The organism is Micromonospora sp. NPDC050495, assembly GCF_040655175.1.
Classification (GTDB): Bacteria; Actinomycetota; Actinomycetes; order Mycobacteriales; family Micromonosporaceae; genus Micromonospora.
The window spans coordinates 113,923-129,593 of the sequence record NZ_JBFAJK010000004.1; the positions used below are offsets into that span (position 1 = coordinate 113,923).

Consider the following 15,671-nt stretch of genomic DNA (forward strand, 5'->3'; position numbering starts at 1 on the left):
CGTGCGTGGTACGCTCGCCCCGTGGGCGACCGGTTCAGCTTCACCGACGAGGCGTTGGCCAACCTGCGGGTCTACGACGTCACGCCCGGGGAAGTCTGGGAGGCCCTGCACAGCACCCGGCGGGTCATCCGGCACCTCGGCGACGACGTCATGGTGGTCTACGCGACCGACCACCGTGGGCGGCGCCTCGCCGTGCTGCTGGCCGAGGCCGACGGCACCGACAACGACTGGGACATCCTCTCCGCCCGCGAGCTGAGCGACGTCGAGGCCAAGCGCTACGACGAGGCGGTGCGGAGATCACGCCGACGAGGAGGCGGTCACGATGCACCGTAACGACGCGACCAAGCGGTTCCACGACGGCGGCGACGCCCTCGCCGACCTCATCGACGAGAGTCCCGCGGCGGAACTGCCCGCCCCCGACACCGACGTGCCGATGGTCAGCCGCTCGGTACGGCTGCCGCTGGAGACCTACGAACGGGTCCGGGCGGCCGCCGACGCGCGCGGCATCGGCGTGACCACGCTGATGCGCCAGTGGATCGAGGCCGGCCTGGCCGACCTGGACGACTCCGCCACGGTCTCCCTGGCCGACGTGCGCCGCGCCCTGGCCGCGCTCTCCCGGCCGACCGCCGCCTGAGGCTCACGCCTCCGGGCCACTGTTCTCCGACCCCTCCCGCCCGATCGGGGAGGCCGACATCTCGGGCGGACGCCCCCGGCTGCGCAGTGCGTCCCCCAGCGCCACCGCGGCCAGCACGCCGGCCACCAGGGACAGGGACAGCACGCCGGGGCCGTGCGCGAGCAGCGGGAGGAGCAGGATCAGCACGCCCGCGCCGAGCACCCGGGGCGACGAGATCCGGCCGAAGATCTCGTACTCGAAGCGGGCCCGGGCGGCCAGGAAGAGCAGCGGGCCCCCCACCACGAAGAGCAGCAGGCCCGCATCGGAGCGGTGGAACGGCTCGGCGACCACCACCTCGTAGCCGACCGCCGTGGTGAGCACGCCGAGCACCAGGACCAGGTGGGTGATCGTGGCCGACGTGCCGAGCTGGCCCGGCACGCGCGCGAGCCGCAACGCCTCGACCAGCAGGTGCCCGGCCCGGTGGAAGTAGATCCGCCAGAGCAGCGCCGTGGTGACGAAGGCCGCCACGAAGGGGCCGACGGCGTCACCGGAGAAGCTCTCCCCGCTGTAGGTCACCCCGATGACCAGGATCGACTCGCCGAGCGCGATGAGGAAGATCTGCTGGTACCGCTCGGCCAGGTGCTCGCCCGCGATCCGCCAGCTGGCCGTCGGCGCGGAGCCGAGCCGGGGCAGCGGCCAGCCGGTGAAGAGCGCGGCGTAGTCGACGGTCAGCGCGAGGGCCCAGAGCGGCAGGCGCAGGTCGTCCGGGCCTAGCGCACCGGCCAACCAGAGCGGCGCGGTCGCCGTCGCCCAGGTGGCCAGCCGCAGCGGGACCAGCCGCCGCGGGTGACCGTGCAGCGCGGTCGCGATGACCAGGGGCCGGCCCAGCATCACCGCCAGGTACGCGAGGGCGAACGGCAGCGCCCGCTCCTCCAGCGCGCGGGGCAGCGTCACTCCCATCACCAGGCTCGCGAACATCGTGCCCACCACGACGGCCTGGATGATGGTCCGCTCCGGCTCGTACCGGCTGGTCACCCAGACGGTGATCGTCCAGACCAGCCAGAGCACCAGGAAGAGCAGCAGGGTCCGGCTGACGCCGGCGGCCAGCGCCCAGCCGGTGGCCGGCAGGTCGGTGAAGAGCCGCTGGGACACCCGGGTCAGCGCGAAGACGAAGACCAGGTCGAAGAAGAGCTCCAGGAAGGTGGCCCGGCCGGACGTCGCCCGGGTACGCAGCAGGGCCATGCCGCGCTGCTCCGCCATCCGCGCTCCCCCGTACGCCGTCCCCGCCTCCAACGAGACGGCCGCCCGGTCGGTTGCGACCCATGGGCGGCCGGTCGGCGCGGCGCGGCCGGCGGCGGGTCAGCCCTTCCCGGCCTTCGCGGCCGCCTTCATCTGCTGCTTGAACTCGCGGACCCGGCGCAGCGAGTCGGGATCGGTCACGTCCGCCACCGACCGGTACGCGTCCGTGTCGCCGTAGCCGCCGGCCGCCTCCCGCCAGCCCTCCGGGGTGACGCCGAACCGCTTGCCGAGCAGCGCGACGAAGATCTGTGCCTTCTGCCGGCCGAAGCCGGGCAGCTCGCCGACCCGGCGCAGCAGGTCCCGGCCGTCGGCGGCCTCCGACCAGAGCCGGGCCGGGTCGCCGTCGTACCGCTCGACCAGCACCCGGCACACCTCCTGCACCCGGGCCGCCATGGCCTTGGGGAACCGGTGCAGCGCCGGCGGCTCGGCGAAGAGCGCGACCAGGGCCTCCGGGTCGTACCCGGCCAGCTCCCGGGCGTCCGGCTCGTGGCCCAGCCGCTGGGCCAGGACGTACGGCGAGGAGAACGCCTTCTCCATCGGCACCTGCTGGTCGAGCACCATGCCGAGGAGCAGCGCCAGCGGGCTGCGCGCCAGCAGCTCGTTGGCCTGCGGGTCGATGGGCAGCGAGAGCGTCATGCCCCCATCCTGCCGGGCGGGCCGCGGTCCGCGCCGCCGACTCCCCGCGGCACGGCCCGGTGGACCGGGTCGGGTCCACCGGGCCGGGTGCCGGCGGGTGGGTCAGTTGACGACGAAGAGCAGCCGGTTCGGCGAGCCGGAGCCGGGGTTGGTCACCTTGCCGGTGGTCGCGTTGGTGGTCAGGTAGCTGGCCACCTGCGCCGGGGTGTAGGACGGGTTGGCGCCGAGGACGAGTGCCGCCGCGCCGACCACGTGCGGGGTGGCCATCGAGGTGCCGCTGATCGTGTTGGTCGCGGTGTCGCTGGTACGCCAGGCGGACGTGATCGACGAGCCGGGCGCGAAGATGTCCACGCAGGAGCCGTAGTTCGAGTACGAGGCCCGGGCGTCGGTGCTGGTGGTGGCGCCGACGGTGATGGCCGAGGCGACCCGGGCCGGCGACGAGTTGCAGGCGTTGGCGCTGGAGTTGCCGGCGGCGATGCCGTACGTGACGCCGGAGCTGATCGAGTTGGCCACCGCGTTGTCCAGCGTGCTGCTGGCCCCGCCGCCCAGGCTCATGTTGGCCACCGCCGGCTTGACCGCGTTGGCGGTGACCCAGTTGACGCCGCTGATCACGCCGGAGGTGCTGCCGCTGCCGGAGCAGTTGAGCACCTTCACGGCGATCAGTCGCACGCCCTTGGCCACCCCGTACGTGCTGCCGCCGACGGTGCCCGCGACGTGGGTGCCGTGGCCGTTGCAGTCGGTGTTGTTGCTGTCCACGGTGTTCGTGCCCCAGGTGGCCCGGCCGCCGAACTGGCTGTGGGTGGTCCGGATGCCGGTGTCGATGATGTACGCCCGCACGTTGCTGGCCGTGTTCGGGTAGGTGTAGGTGCTGTTCAGCGGCAGGTTGCGCTGGTCGATCCGGTCCAGGCCCCAGGTGGCGCCGGTCTGGGTGCCCTGGGTGGTGACCACCCGGTCCTGCTCGACGTAGGCGACGGCCGGGTCGGCGGCGAGCCGGCGGGCCTGCCCCGGGGCCATCGTGGCGCGGTAGCCGGTGAGCGCGGCGCTCCACACGGTGCCGACGCTGCCGCCGTAGCGCTTGGCGAGGCCGGCGGCCCGGTCCGGCACGGCGGTGCGGGCGGCGAGGCTGTTCGCGGTGCCGACCGAGTCGGTCTTCAGCACCACCAGGTAGCTGCCGCTGATCGCGTCGGGTGCGGCGGCGTAGCGGATCTGCCCGGTCGGTGCGGCGAGGGCGGGGGTGGCGGCGGCGGCCGTGAGGGCCGCGGCGGCGGCCGTGACGGCGAACGCGCGCAGCACGCGACGCCGGGGAACGGACACGTGGGGCATCGTCTGGCTCCCTACCGGGCGCACCCGGGCTCGTGACCACGGGGCACCCATCGACGGATGTTGAGGCGATGATAGTCAGACATCGAAGTCCATGAAAGAGATGGTTGCCTATGTAGACCGGTCGCGGCACGGATCTCCCGGGTGCCGGCCGCCGGGACACCGGAGGGAGGCAGGATGACGAGGTGGACCGTGATGACATGCTGCTCTCCCCGGCCGGCGTCGAGGCGCTGCGGACCGCGCTGGGCCGGGCGCGCTACACCGCCAACGGCATCGCCGACCGGCTCGGCCCGCAGGCCACCGGCGGTGTGGCCCGCAACGACTTCCGCGCCGCGCTGCGCGCCACCGAGGACCGCGACCCCCTCGGGACGCTGATCCGGGTCTTCATCTGCGATCAGACCGAGCCGGCGGCGGTGGTGGCCGCCGCGCTCGCCCCGTTGACCGTCGACGAGGCGCTGGCCGGGGGCATCGTCGAGCGGCACGGCGACGGGCTGCGCGCCGGCGTGGACCTGGAGCCGTACGGCGACGAATGGTGGGTGCTCGCCGACGTGCCGGCCAGCGCCCGACCGGGCCGGCCGCTGCACGCCGAACACGTGCTCGGCATCGGCGGGGCCACCCAGACGCTGATCGGCGCGGCCGTCCGCCGGCCGGTACGCACCGCCCTCGACCTCGGCACCGGCTCCGGTGTGCAGGCCCTGCACCTGTCCACCCACGCCGACCGGGTGACCGCCACCGACGTCTCGGAACGGGCGCTGCGCTTCGCCGCCACCACCGCCGCGCTCAACGGGCAGGACTGGGAACTGCTGCGCGGGGACATGGTCGCCCCGGTGGCCGGCCGCCGGTTCGACCTGGTGGTCAGCAACCCGCCCTTCGTGGTCGGACCCGGCACCACCACCCACGTCTACCGGGACTCCGGCCGGGTCGGCGACGCGATCGGCGCCGAACTCGCCGCCGCCGCGCCGCACCTGCTCACCGAGGGCGGGACCATGCAGTACCTGGCCAACTGGGTGCACGTCACCGGCGAGGACTGGGCCGAGCGGGTCACCGGCTGGTTCGCCGGCACCGGGCTGGACGCCTGGGTGATCCAGCGGGAGGTGGCCGACCCGATGGCGTACGTCAACCTCTGGCTCACCGACGTCGGCGAGTCCGCCGATCCGCAGCGGATGGCCGCCTGGCTGGACTGGTTCGACGCGCACAAGGTCGAGGCGATCGGCTTCGGCATCGTCTCGCTGCGCCGCTCCGGCCACGACCAGCCGGTGCTCCGGGTGGAGGATCTGCGCCAGCGGGTGCAGCCGCCGCTGGGCGACCGGATCACCGAGTGGTTCGACCGGCAGGACTGGCTGCGCGACCAGGGCACCGAGGGGCTGCTGGCCGCCCGTTACCGCGCCGCCGACGGGCTCCAGCTGCGGCAGGAGGCCACCATGGGCGACGAGGGCTGGGCGGTGGACCGGCAGGTCCTCGCCATGCCGCGCGGCCTGCGCTGGTCCGAGGAGATCGACCCGCTGGTGCTCGCCCTGGTCGGCGGGGCGGACGGCCGGCTGCCGCTGCGCGACCAGCTCGCGCTGCTCGCCGCCGCGCACGACGTCACCCCCGACGAACTGGCCGAGGCGGCCGGGCCGATCGTGGCGCACCTGGTCGAGCGGGGCATCGTCGAGCCGGTGGCGGACTGATGCGGGCGGTGGTGCAGACCGTCAGCCGGGCCGCGGTGACCGTCGACGGCGAGGTGGTCGGCGAGATCACCGACGGGCTGCTGGTGCTGCTCGGCGTGACCCACTCCGACACCCCGCAGCTCGCGTCCACCATGGCCCGCAAGATTCACGAGCTGCGCATCCTGGACGACGAGCGCAGCGCCGCCGACACCGGCGCCGCCATCCTGGTGGTCAGCCAGTTCACCCTCTACGGCGACGCCCGCAAGGGCCGCCGCCCGACCTGGACCGCCGCCGCCCCGGCCGAGGTGGCCGAGCCGCTGGTCAACGCGCTGGTCGAGGCGCTGCGCGACCGGGGCGCCCCGGTGGAGACCGGCCGCTTCCGGGCGCACATGCTGGTGGAGAGCGTGAACGTCGGGCCGCGTACCGTGCTGCTCGAACTCTGACCACCGGCGGCGGCGACCGGCCCGGCCACCGCCGTGGCGGAGTCCCGCCACGGCGGTACTCCGCCGACGCCGGCCGTTCAGCGGGCCCGGCGGTGGCGGTAGAACCGTCGCATGTCACCGTCCTCACCCCCCACCCCGTCCCGCCGCACCCGGCGGCGCCTGCTCGCCGCCGCCGCGGCCGCCGGCCTGATCGCCGGCGGATTCACCGCGATACCGAGCCCCGCCGGGGCGGCCGGTTCGCCGGCCGCCCCGCAGACCCCCACCCGGGACCGGCACACCGTCACGCTGATCACCGGTGACGTGGTCACCGTGACCACCCTCGCCGACGGCCGGTCCACGGCCGACGTCGACCGGCCCGCCCAGGCCACCGGCGGCGTCCGCGTCCAGGAGAGCGGCGGCGACCTGTACGTGCTGCCCGACGAGGCGCTGCCGCTGCTGGGCAGCAACCGGCTGGACCGGCGGCTGTTCAACGTCACCGACCTGATCGAGATGGGGTACGACGACGCCCGCAGCGCCGCGCTGCCGCTGATCGCCACCTACCCGAGGACGAAGGCCCGCACGGCCCGCCCGGCCCCGCCCCGGGGCAGCCGGCAGGTACGCGACCTGCCCAGCGTCACCGGCACCGCGCTGGCCGCCGACAAGAAGCAGGCCCGCGCCTTCTGGTCCACCGTCGCGCCCGCCGCGGCCACCCGGTCGGGCGCCGCCCTCGGCGCCGGGCTGGACAAGCTGTGGCTGGACGGCCGGGTGACGGTCAACCTCAAGGAGAGCGTGCCGCAGGTCGGCGCGCCCGAGGCGTGGGCCGCCGGCTACGACGGCGCCGGGGTGACGGTCGCGGTGCTGGACACCGGGGTCGACGCCAGCCACCCCGACCTGGCCAGCCAGATCGAGGAGAAGGTCAGCTTCGTGCCCGGCGAGGACACCGCCGACGTCCACGGGCACGGCACCCACGTGGCCTCCACCATCGCCGGCACCGGAGCGGCCTCCGGGGGCGACTACACCGGCGTCGCGCCGGGCGCGGACCTGATCGTCGGCAAGGTGCTCAACAACGAGGGCTACGGCCAGGACTCCTGGATCCTCGCCGGCATGCAGTGGGCGGCCGAGTCCGGCGCCGACGTGATCAGCATGAGCCTCGGCGACGCGACCCTGACCGACGGCACCGACCCGATGGCGCTCGCGGTGGACAGCCTCTCCGCGCGGTACGGGACGCTGTTCGTGATCGCCTCCGGCAACGCCGGGCCGCAGTCCATCGGGTCGCCGGGCACCGCCGGCAGCGCGCTGACCGTCGGCGCGGTCGACAAGCAGGACGAGCTGGCCTGGTTCTCCAGCACCGGCCCGCTGACGGGCAGCGGGGGCCTGAAGCCCGACCTCACCGCGCCGGGCGTCGGCATCACCGCAGCCCGCTCGGGCAGCAGCGCGGGCTCCGGCAGGTACCAGAGCATGGACGGCACCTCGATGGCCACCCCGCACGTCTCGGGTGCCGCGGCGATCCTCGCCCAACGGCACCCGGACTGGTCCGGCCAGCAGCTCAAGGAGGCGCTGACGAGCAGCGCGAAGCGGCTCGCCGACAGCTACACCCCGTACCAGGTCGGCACCGGCCGGCTGGACGTGGCCGCCGCCGTGCGGAACACCGTACGCGCCACCGGCTCGGCCTTCTTCGGCAACTTCGAGTGGCCGCACGAGCCCACCGACGCCCCGGTCACCCGGCCGGTGACGTTCACCAACTCCGGCGCCGCGGCCGTCACCCTCGACCTGGCCGTCACCGGCGACGGGCCGTTCACGCCGGGCGCCTCCTCGGTGACCGTGCCGGCCGGCGCCAGCGTGGCCGTCCCGGTGACCGGCGACCCGCGCGGGACCGCCTACGGCGAGCTCACCGGCTACCTGGTCGGCACCGACCGGGCCACCGGCAAGGCGGTCACCCGCACCGCCCTCGCCCTGCTCAAGGAGGACGAGCGGTACGACCTGACGATCAAGCTGCGCGGGCGGGACGGCACGCCGGCCAACGCGACCGTCGTGGTGAAGAAGGCCGGGGAGTGGTACCCGTGGCAGTACGCGGTGAACGGCGAGCGGACCCTGCGCCTGCCGCCGGGGACGTACACCGTGGAGGCCGCGCTGGACGTCCCCGGCCGGCGTTCGGACGCGCTGGGCTTCGCCCTGCTGGTGGACCCGGAGACCGTGCTCGACCGCGCCGCCGAGGTGGTGCTGGACGCCAGTCGGGCCCGGCTGCTGGAGACCACCGCGCCGCAGCCCACCGAGGACCGGCAGCGCCGGCTCGACTTCGAGGTCCGCTACGCCGACGGCGACAGCTTCCGGGAGGCGTACCAGCTCCCGGTGAGCTACGACGACCTGTACGTGCTGCCGACCGAGAAGGTCACCCAGGGGTCGTTCACCATGGCGGCCCGCTGGCGCAAGGGCGAGCCGATGCTCCGCCTGACGGCCTCCGGCCGGCTGCCGATCGACGCCACCGTGCAGCCCGGCGCGACGCTCACCGCCGGCGCCGACACGCTGCGGCCGGTCTACGCCGGCACCGGCGGTCCCGACGAGTACGCCGGCCTCGCCGTCCAGGGTGGGATCGCCGTGGTGACCCGCAGCGACGCGGTCCCCGCGCCGGACCGGGCGGCGGCCGCGGCGGCCGCCGGCGCGAAGCTGCTGCTCGTCGTCAACGACGGTCCCGGCATCCTCAACGAATACGTCGGGGAGTCCCCGATCCCGGTCGCCACGGTGCACCGTGACGCCGGCGCGGAACTGATCAAGGTGGCGAAGGCCGGCGCGCCGAAGCTGACCGTCACCCGCACGCCGTACGCGAGCTACGTCTACGACCTCACCCAGGTCTGGCCCGGCCAGGTGCCGGACCGGGCGCTGAGCTACCGGCCGGGCCGCCACGACCTGGCCCGGGTCGACGCCCGCTACCACGCGGTCCGGGACACGCCCGGCGCCGGCTACCGGTACGACATGACGTTCAGCCCCGCCGTCGGCTTCCCGGAGTCCGAGTGGCACCCCGGCACCCGCACCGAGTGGGTCACCCCGGACGTGGTCTGGCACGAGGTGCACAGCCAGGGCACCTGGACCGACACGGCCTACTTCAACACCTACCGCCGGGGCACGACCACCGGGCTGGACTGGTTCGCGCCCGCCGTCCGGCCCGCCTTCAACCGGGCGTTCGGGGTGCGCAACAGCCGCTACCAGGACTACCTGACCTTGAACGTGCAGGCGTGGAGCCCGTCGGACGACGTGCTCGAGCACGGCGGCAACCTGGAGTGGGGTTCGGTGCCGACGTCACTCAAGCTCTACCAGGGCGACACGCTGCTGCACGAGAACCCGTACAACGCCGACCTGCAGTGGGCGGAGGTGCCGGCCGGCACGCTGCCGTACCGCCTGGTGCTGGACGCGTCGCGGCCCGCGCAGGAGTGGCGGCTGTCCACCCGTACGCACACCGAGTGGGACTTCGTCTCCGGCTCCAACCAGGCGGACACCTTCGTCCCGTTCGCGTTGCTCCAGCTCGACTACGCGCTGGAGACCGACCTGCGCGGCGACGTGCGGGCGGGCACCCGGCAGCCGATCAGCGTCACGGCGCGACCGCAGCCGGGCGGCAGCGGCACCGGCACGGTCACCTCGGTGGGGCTGGAGGTCTCCTACGACGACGGCGCCAGCTGGCAGCCGGTGACGCTGAGCCGGGGCGCCGGCGACCGGTGGTCCGGCTCGCTGGCCCTGCCGAAGCGGCCGGGCGGCTTCGTCTCGGTACGCGCCCAGGCGCGCACCGACGCCGGCTTCGGCATCCGGCAGGAACTCATCCGGGCGTACGGCCTGCGATGAGCAGCCCCGGTGGAGCCCCCGGACCGGCACCGTCCGGGGGCCCCACCTGGGTCTCGTCCCGCTCCAACCCCTGTTCAAGATCCATGGTTGTGGCCGATACTCTCCCTGCCGCGCGCGGAGGGAGGCAGCCACCGATGCTGGGCGTGCTGGGTCTGGGCCCCGACGACGAGGCGGTCTACGGTCTGCTGGTCCGGCGGGCCCAGGCGGACCCCGCCGCGCTCGCCGCCGCCCTGCGGATGCCGGTCGCCACGGTCCGCGCCGCACTGGCCCACCTGATCGCCGGCGGCCTGGTCAAGCACGGGCCGAACGACGAGTTCTCGGTGGCGCCGCCCGCCGTGGCGCTCGGCGCGTTGATCAGCGAGCAGCGCAGCGCCCTGCGCAGCGCCGAACTGGCCCTGGTCACGCTCGCCGAGGAGTACCGCGCGGCGACCGCGGGTCGGGCCATCGACGAGCTCATCGAGGTGGTCACCGGCCGCGACGCCGTCGGGCACCGGTTCGCGCAGGTGCAGCACGCCGCCCGGGCCGAGGTCCGGACCTTCGTGACCTCGCCCTTCATCGCCGTGCCGCCCGGCGAGAACCCGGTGGAGTCGGTGGCGGTCGCGCAGGGGGTGCGGTTCCGGGTGGTGATCGACCGGCCGACCCTCGCCGAGCCCGGGGTGATCGCCGAGACCCTCCAGTCCCTGCGCGACGGCGTCCAGGTCCGGGTCGTCGAGTCCCTACCGATCAAGCTGATCCTGGCCGACGCCGAGCTGGCGCTGGTGCCGATGACCGCCACGCCGGGCGGCGAGCCCGCCGCCGTGCTGCTGCACCGGACCGGACTGCTGACGGCCATGGACGCCCTGTTCGAGAACGTCTGGCGGCACGCCCACCCGCTCGACGCCGAGGCGCTGACCGGCGCGGCGGGCGACCACCCGGGCGGCGAGGACGCGGACGGCCTGACCGAGCTGGACCGCAAGGTCCTGGCGCTGCTGCTGGCCGGGCTCACCGACCAGGTCGTCGCGGCCCAGCTGGACCTCTCGCTGCGGACCCTGCAGCGGCGGCTGCGCCACCTGATGGACCTGGCCGGTGTGCAGACCCGGATGCAGCTGGGCTGGCACGCCGCCCGCCACCACTGGGCCTGACCGCCGCCACCGGCCTGACCGCCGCCACCGGCCGGGCCGCAGCCAGCCAACGGGCCGCAGCCAGCCAACGGGCCGCAGCCGGCCGCCGGGCCGCAGCCCGTGGGCCACGCCTCGCGACCGGTGGGCCACGGGCCGTGGCCCGTGGCCCACCGGCCACGGTCAGAAGAACAGGCCGCGGCGCTGCACCGACTGGCGGAGCCAGGCGTCGAGCTGGGCCGCCCAGTCGGTCCGGTCGGCCGTGGCGTGGTCGACGGTGAACCGGCCGAAGGCGTCGCGGCCCTCGGTGAACAGGCCGCCCCGCTTGTCCAGCTCCAGCACGACCTGCACCTGTTGCGGGTTCGTCACGAAGGTGACCTCGAGCTGGTTCATCGCCCGCGCGTACTGCGGCGCCGGGTAGAACTCGATCTCCTGGTAGAACGGCAGGCTCTGGTGCACGCCGTAGAGGTGGCCGCGCTCGACGTCGGCGCGGGCGAACCGGAAGCCCAGCCGCAGCAGCGCCTCCAGCAGCCGCTCCTGCGCCGGCAGCGGGTGCACCGCCACCGGGTCCAGGTCGCCCTTGTCGACCGCCCGGGCCACCTCCAGCTCGGTCCGCAGCCCCATCGTCATGCCGTGCAGGTGCTGGCCGTACAGGTCGGTCAGCGGGGTCTCCCAGGGCACGTCAAAACGGAACGGAACCTCGTAGCGCTGCCCCGGCTCCAGCCGGAACGCCCCGGTCACCTGCCGGCGGCCGAACTCCTGGGTGGTGTCGTACTCGGAGTCGCCGCTCTCCACCTCGACCCTGGTCACCAGCCCGAGTGCGACGTAGCTCACGTCGACCGGATGGTCCCCGCCGAGCACCTGGACCCGGCCTTCGAGCTGGCCGCCGGGCCGGCAGTTCGGGTTGGCCAGCACCGTCTCCACCGACGGACCGCCCACACCCATCGCCTGCATGAGCCGCTTGAAGACCACCGCGTCCTCCGATCGCTGTACGTGCCGGTCCGGATGGCCGGCCGCTGGCACGGTAACCGGATCGGGCAACCGGCAGCCGGCGTTCCGCCGCGATTGCTGTCGGGTCCCCGATCGCCTCACTCCCGTTTCACGCCCCGACCGCCAAGCTGTTCCTCACCGGCACCACCGCGCCGGTGCGCGGCACGGACTCCGGTACGCGGCACAAAGGACACGGGGAGAGACAGAGATGGCCCTGCAGATGATCGAGCACCAGACCCGCCCGGCTGCCACCATCGACGCCGAGCTCGGCTCCGACGCCCTCACCGACCTGGACGCCACCGACGAGCGCGGCGTCTCCACCGATCTGGTTCGGGCGTACCTCAACGGCATCGGGCGCACCAAGCTGCTGACCGCCGCACAGGAGGTCGAGCTCAGCAAGCGGATCGAGGCCGGCCTCTTCGCCGAGGAGAAGCTCTCCGCCTGCCGCCCGCTCTCCCCCGACCTGCGCGCCGACCTGGAGCTGATCGCCGCCGAGGGCCGCGCCGCCAAGGACCACCTGCTGGAGGCGAACCTGCGGCTGGTGGTCAGCATCGCCAAGCGCTACACCGGCCGTGGCATGGCCTTCCTCGACCTGATCCAGGAGGGCAACCTCGGCCTCATCCGCGCGGTCGAGAAGTTCGACTACACCAAGGGCTACAAGTTCTCCACCTACGCCACCTGGTGGATCCGCCAGGCCATCACCCGCGCCATGGCCGACCAGGCCCGCACCATCCGCATCCCGGTGCACATGGTCGAGCAGGTCAACCGGATGGTCCGGGTCCGCCGGGAGCTGTCGGTCACGCTGGGCCGGGAGCCCACGGTGGCCGAGGTGGCCCGGGCGCTGGAGATCCCCGAGTACCAGGTGATCGAGCTGATCTCGTACGACCGGGAACCGGTGAGCCTGGACCAGGCCGTCGGCGAGGACGGCGAGAGCGCGCTCGGTGACTTCGTCGCGGCGGTGGACCCGCGTCAGGAGCCGGGCGACGCCGCCGCCGACGGCGAGCTGCGCAACGAGGTGCGGATCGTGCTGGCCACCCTCTCCCAGCGGGAGCAGGCGGTGATCCGGCTGCGGTTCGGCCTGGACGACGGCCGGCAGCGCACCCTCGACGAGGTGGGCCGCGAGTTCGGCCTGTCCCGGGAGCGGATCCGGCAGATCGAAAAGATCACCCTGCTGAAGCTGCGCTCCCCGGAGCGGGCGAACCGCCTGGAGGCGTACGCCTGCTGAGCGCACCCGCAGGCCCAGACACCGGCCCCCGCCTCACAACCGGCGGGGGCCGGTGTCTGGGCGGGGCGCCTCGGCGCCGGTGCGGACGGTCGCGTGCAGCACCGCGAAGCCGTCCGGCCGGGCCAGCACCGGGTTGAGGGTGAGCGAGCGCACCCGGGGCTGCTCGTCGGCGAGCCGACCGACCCGCAGCAGCAGCTCCACCAGGGCCGCCCGGTCCACCGGGGCGGCACCCCGGTGCCCGCGCAGCAGCGGCGCGGCCCTCGGCTCGTCGACCAGCTCGGCGGCGTCCCGGTCGGTCAGCGGCACCGCCCGCCAGGCCCGGTCGCCGAGCAGCTCGGTCGCCACACCGCCGAGGCCAAAGCCGACCACCGGCCCGAACGCGGGGTCCTCCATCAGCTCCACCACGCAGGCCACGCCCGGCGGGACCATCGGCTGGACCAGGACGTCCGCGCCGAAGAGCGGGGCCATCTCGGCGTACGCGCGGCGCAGCGCGACCGGGTCGGCCAGGTCGAGCCGCACGGCACCGAGGTCGAGCCGGTGCCGCAGGCCCGGTGCGGCGGCCTTGAGCGCCACCGGCCAGCCGAGCCGCCCGGCCGCGGCGAGCGCCTCGTCGGCCGAGCCCGCCGGCACCGACTCCACCACGTCGATCCCGTACGCCCGCAGCAGCGCGGCCGGGTCGGCGCCGTCGGCCCGCAGCGCGGCCTGCCCGGCCGCCCGGTCCACCCGGTCCAGCTCGGGCAGCACGCCGGGCGGCCGGCGGAGCCAGTCGGCGTACCTGCTGACCCGGGCGAGGGCCCGGACGGCCTCCTCCACACTCGGGTACGCCGGCACCCCGGCGGGCACCCGACCGGCGAGGAAGGTCGCCACCACCGGCTTGCCGACCGCCGCCGCGTCGGGCAGCGCGGCGGTGAAGTCCGCCTCCGGATCGGTGAGCTGGCCGGGCAGCGGCGGCGCGAAGAGCGCCACCACCGCGTCCACCCGCTCGTCGGCAGCGGCGGCGGCGAGCGCGGCCGCGTACGCGGCGGCGCCGGCCCGGGGACCCACGTCGTTCGGGTAGCCGTCGGCGACGGTGAGGCCCTGGGCGGCGCAGGCGGTCGCGGCCAGCCCGGTCAGCGCCGACGAGTTGCCGACCACCGCCACCCGCCGGCCGGCCGGCAGCGGCTGGTGGGCCAGGAGCACGCCGACGTCGAGCAGCTCGGCGACGGTGTCCACCCGGATCACCCCGGACTGGGCGAAGAGCGCGCTGACCGCGACCGCGTCCAACGCCGGGGCGTCGCCGACCCCGGGCGGGCGGGCCAGCGACGCGAGGGCCACCACCGGCTTGTCCCGGCCGATCCGCCGGGCCAGCCGGGCGAACTTGCGCGGGTTGCCGAACGTCTCCAGGTAGAGCGTGATGACGTCGGTGCCCGGGTCGTCCTGCCAGTACTGGAGCAGGTCGTTGCCGGAGACGTCGGCGCGGTTGCCGGCCGAGACGAAGCTGGACAGGCCCAGCCCGCGCCGGGACGCCTCGGCGAGCAGGGCCACCCCGAACGCGCCGGACTGGCTGAACACGCCGACCCGGCCGGGGGCGGGCAGCACCGGGGCGAGGGTGGCGTTGAGGCGTACCTTGTCGTCGGTGTTGGCCACGCCGAGGCAGTTCGGGCCGACCACCCGCATCCCGGCCAGGTGCGCGGCGCGGACCAGGGCCCGCTGGTGGGCCGCGCCCGCCGGGCCGGCCTCGGCGAAGCCGGCCGAGATCACCACCAGGCCGTGCGCGCCGGCCCGCGCGGCGTCGGCGACCACGTCCATGGCCGCCTCGGGGGCGACGGCCACCACCGCCAGGTCGACGTCGATCCCGGCGTCGGCCGCCGACGGGTACGCGGGCAGCCCCGCCACGGTGGCCGCGCTCGGGTGCACGGGGACGATTCCGCCGGTGAACCCCCCGTCGCGCAGGTGCCCGAGCAGGGCCGCCCCGACGCCCTGACCGGTGGTGCTGGCCCCGTACACGGCGATGCCGCGCGGGGCGAGCAGCCGGGCGATCGAGCGGGCCTCGGTGCGATGCTCCCGGCCACGCTGCACCTCCAGGGTCGCCTCGGTGGGGGCGATCGGGAAGGTCAGGTGCACCACGCCGTCGGCGAACTGGCGCTGGACCTGGTAACCGAAGTCGGAGAAGACCCGCAGCATCGTCCCGTTGGCCGGGAGCACCTCGGCGACGAAGTGCACGATGCCGTACCGGCGGGCCGCGTCGGCCAGGTGCTCCAGCAGCACCGAGCCGATCCCCCGCCCCTGGTAGGCGTCCTCCACCACGAAGGCCACCTCGGCCTCCGGTGAGGCCGGGCCGAGCCGCTCGTAGCGGCCCACGGCGACGATCAGGTCGCCCGCCAGCACCACGAACGCCTCCCGGTCCCGGTGGTCGACGTTGACGAAGCGGTGCAGGTCCCGCTCGGGGATGCGCGGGTACGGCGAGAAGTAGCGCAGGTAGCGGGTGCGCTCGGAGAAGCGCGAGTGCATCGCCACGATGGCCGCCGCGTCGTCCGGGCGGATCGGTCGCAGCTGGACGGTCGTGCCGTCGCTGAGCAGCACGTCCACCGGTTGCTCGACAGTGGTCAC

General features: G+C 74.7%; 12 protein-coding genes. 7 read left to right on the forward strand and 5 right to left on the reverse strand.

The genetic code is table 11. The annotated features are described in order from the left end of the window. Nucleotides 1-21 precede the first annotated feature (21 nt). The gene (locus AB0I11_RS07290; protein ID WP_357314747.1) at nucleotides 22-333 is read left to right on the forward strand and encodes a hypothetical protein; all 312 of its coding nucleotides are present in this window, start codon (nucleotides 22-24) and stop codon (nucleotides 331-333) included. Further along, nucleotides 323-634, forward strand: a complete 312-nt coding sequence (locus AB0I11_RS07295; protein WP_357314750.1) for a hypothetical protein — start codon at nucleotides 323-325, stop codon at nucleotides 632-634. The genes AB0I11_RS07290 and AB0I11_RS07295 overlap by 11 nt, the downstream gene beginning before the upstream one ends. 3 nt (nucleotides 635-637) lie before the next feature. Here the strand turns inward: AB0I11_RS07295 and AB0I11_RS07300 are convergent, their stop codons facing one another. The 3 genes from AB0I11_RS07300 to AB0I11_RS07310 all read right to left on the reverse strand — a co-directional run bounded on the left by AB0I11_RS07300 (nucleotide 638) and on the right by AB0I11_RS07310 (nucleotide 3,871). Further along, on the reverse strand, nucleotides 638-1,873 hold the full coding sequence (locus AB0I11_RS07300; RefSeq protein WP_357314752.1) for a low temperature requirement protein A: 1,236 nt from the start codon (nucleotides 1,871-1,873) through the stop codon (nucleotides 638-640). A gap of 99 nt (nucleotides 1,874-1,972) precedes the next feature. Continuing rightward, complete coding sequence (locus tag AB0I11_RS07305) at nucleotides 1,973-2,548, reverse strand: HhH-GPD-type base excision DNA repair protein (RefSeq protein WP_357314754.1); 576 nt, start codon at nucleotides 2,546-2,548, stop codon at nucleotides 1,973-1,975. Nucleotides 2,549-2,650: 102 nt separating this feature from the next. Beyond that, entirely contained in the window at nucleotides 2,651-3,871 is a 1,221-nt protein-coding gene (locus AB0I11_RS07310; protein ID WP_357314756.1) for a S8 family peptidase, read from the reverse strand. Between the two features lie 182 nt (nucleotides 3,872-4,053). Between AB0I11_RS07310 and AB0I11_RS07315 the strand changes: the two genes are divergently transcribed. The 4 genes from AB0I11_RS07315 to AB0I11_RS07330 all read left to right on the forward strand — a co-directional run bounded on the left by AB0I11_RS07315 (nucleotide 4,054) and on the right by AB0I11_RS07330 (nucleotide 10,891). Then, a complete protein-coding gene (locus AB0I11_RS07315) occupies nucleotides 4,054-5,538 on the forward strand; it encodes a methyltransferase (protein WP_357314758.1) in 1,485 nt (494 codons plus the stop codon). Further along, nucleotides 5,538-5,960, forward strand: a complete 423-nt coding sequence (dtd, locus tag AB0I11_RS07320; RefSeq protein ID WP_357314760.1) for a D-aminoacyl-tRNA deacylase — start codon at nucleotides 5,538-5,540, stop codon at nucleotides 5,958-5,960. Before AB0I11_RS07315 ends, dtd begins: the two co-directional genes overlap by 1 nt. A gap of 111 nt (nucleotides 5,961-6,071) precedes the next feature. Further along, nucleotides 6,072-9,770 (forward strand): S8 family serine peptidase, encoded by a 3,699-nt coding sequence (locus AB0I11_RS07325; protein WP_357314763.1) that lies wholly within the window; start codon nucleotides 6,072-6,074, stop codon nucleotides 9,768-9,770. Nucleotides 9,771-9,904: 134 nt separating this feature from the next. Continuing rightward, complete coding sequence (locus tag AB0I11_RS07330) at nucleotides 9,905-10,891, forward strand: helix-turn-helix transcriptional regulator (protein WP_357314765.1); 987 nt, start codon at nucleotides 9,905-9,907, stop codon at nucleotides 10,889-10,891. 159 nt (nucleotides 10,892-11,050) lie between these two features. Here the strand turns inward: AB0I11_RS07330 and AB0I11_RS07335 are convergent, their stop codons facing one another. Then, on the reverse strand, nucleotides 11,051-11,839 hold the full coding sequence (locus AB0I11_RS07335) for a sporulation protein (RefSeq protein ID WP_357314768.1): 789 nt from the start codon (nucleotides 11,837-11,839) through the stop codon (nucleotides 11,051-11,053). A gap of 238 nt (nucleotides 11,840-12,077) precedes the next feature. On the opposite strand from AB0I11_RS07335, the gene sigB reads away from it, so the two are divergent. After that, nucleotides 12,078-13,082, forward strand: a complete 1,005-nt coding sequence (sigB, locus tag AB0I11_RS07340) for an RNA polymerase sigma factor SigB (protein ID WP_357315093.1) — start codon at nucleotides 12,078-12,080, stop codon at nucleotides 13,080-13,082. 33 nt (nucleotides 13,083-13,115) lie between these two features. Here the strand turns inward: sigB and AB0I11_RS07345 are convergent, their stop codons facing one another. Then, a complete protein-coding gene (locus tag AB0I11_RS07345) occupies nucleotides 13,116-15,671 on the reverse strand; it encodes a GNAT family N-acetyltransferase (protein WP_357314770.1) in 2,556 nt (851 codons plus the stop codon).

Bases quoted from the DNA above. Each gene is read 5' to 3' on its own strand.
- AB0I11_RS07330 (WP_357314765.1), top strand. From the start codon at position 9,905: ATGCTGGGCGTGCTGGGTCTGGGCCCCGACGACGAGGCGGTCTACGGT.
- AB0I11_RS07295 (WP_357314750.1), top strand. From the start codon at position 323: ATGCACCGTAACGACGCGACCAAGCGGTTCCACGACGGCGGCGACGCC.
- AB0I11_RS07300 (WP_357314752.1), bottom strand. From the start codon at position 1,873: ATGGCGGAGCAGCGCGGCATGGCCCTGCTGCGTACCCGGGCGACGTCC.
- AB0I11_RS07305 (WP_357314754.1), bottom strand. From the start codon at position 2,548: ATGACGCTCTCGCTGCCCATCGACCCGCAGGCCAACGAGCTGCTGGCG.
- AB0I11_RS07310 (WP_357314756.1), bottom strand. From the start codon at position 3,871: ATGCCCCACGTGTCCGTTCCCCGGCGTCGCGTGCTGCGCGCGTTCGCC.
- dtd (WP_357314760.1), top strand. From the start codon at position 5,538: ATGCGGGCGGTGGTGCAGACCGTCAGCCGGGCCGCGGTGACCGTCGAC.
- sigB (WP_357315093.1), top strand. From the start codon at position 12,078: ATGATCGAGCACCAGACCCGCCCGGCTGCCACCATCGACGCCGAGCTC.
- AB0I11_RS07325 (WP_357314763.1), top strand. From the start codon at position 6,072: ATGTCACCGTCCTCACCCCCCACCCCGTCCCGCCGCACCCGGCGGCGC.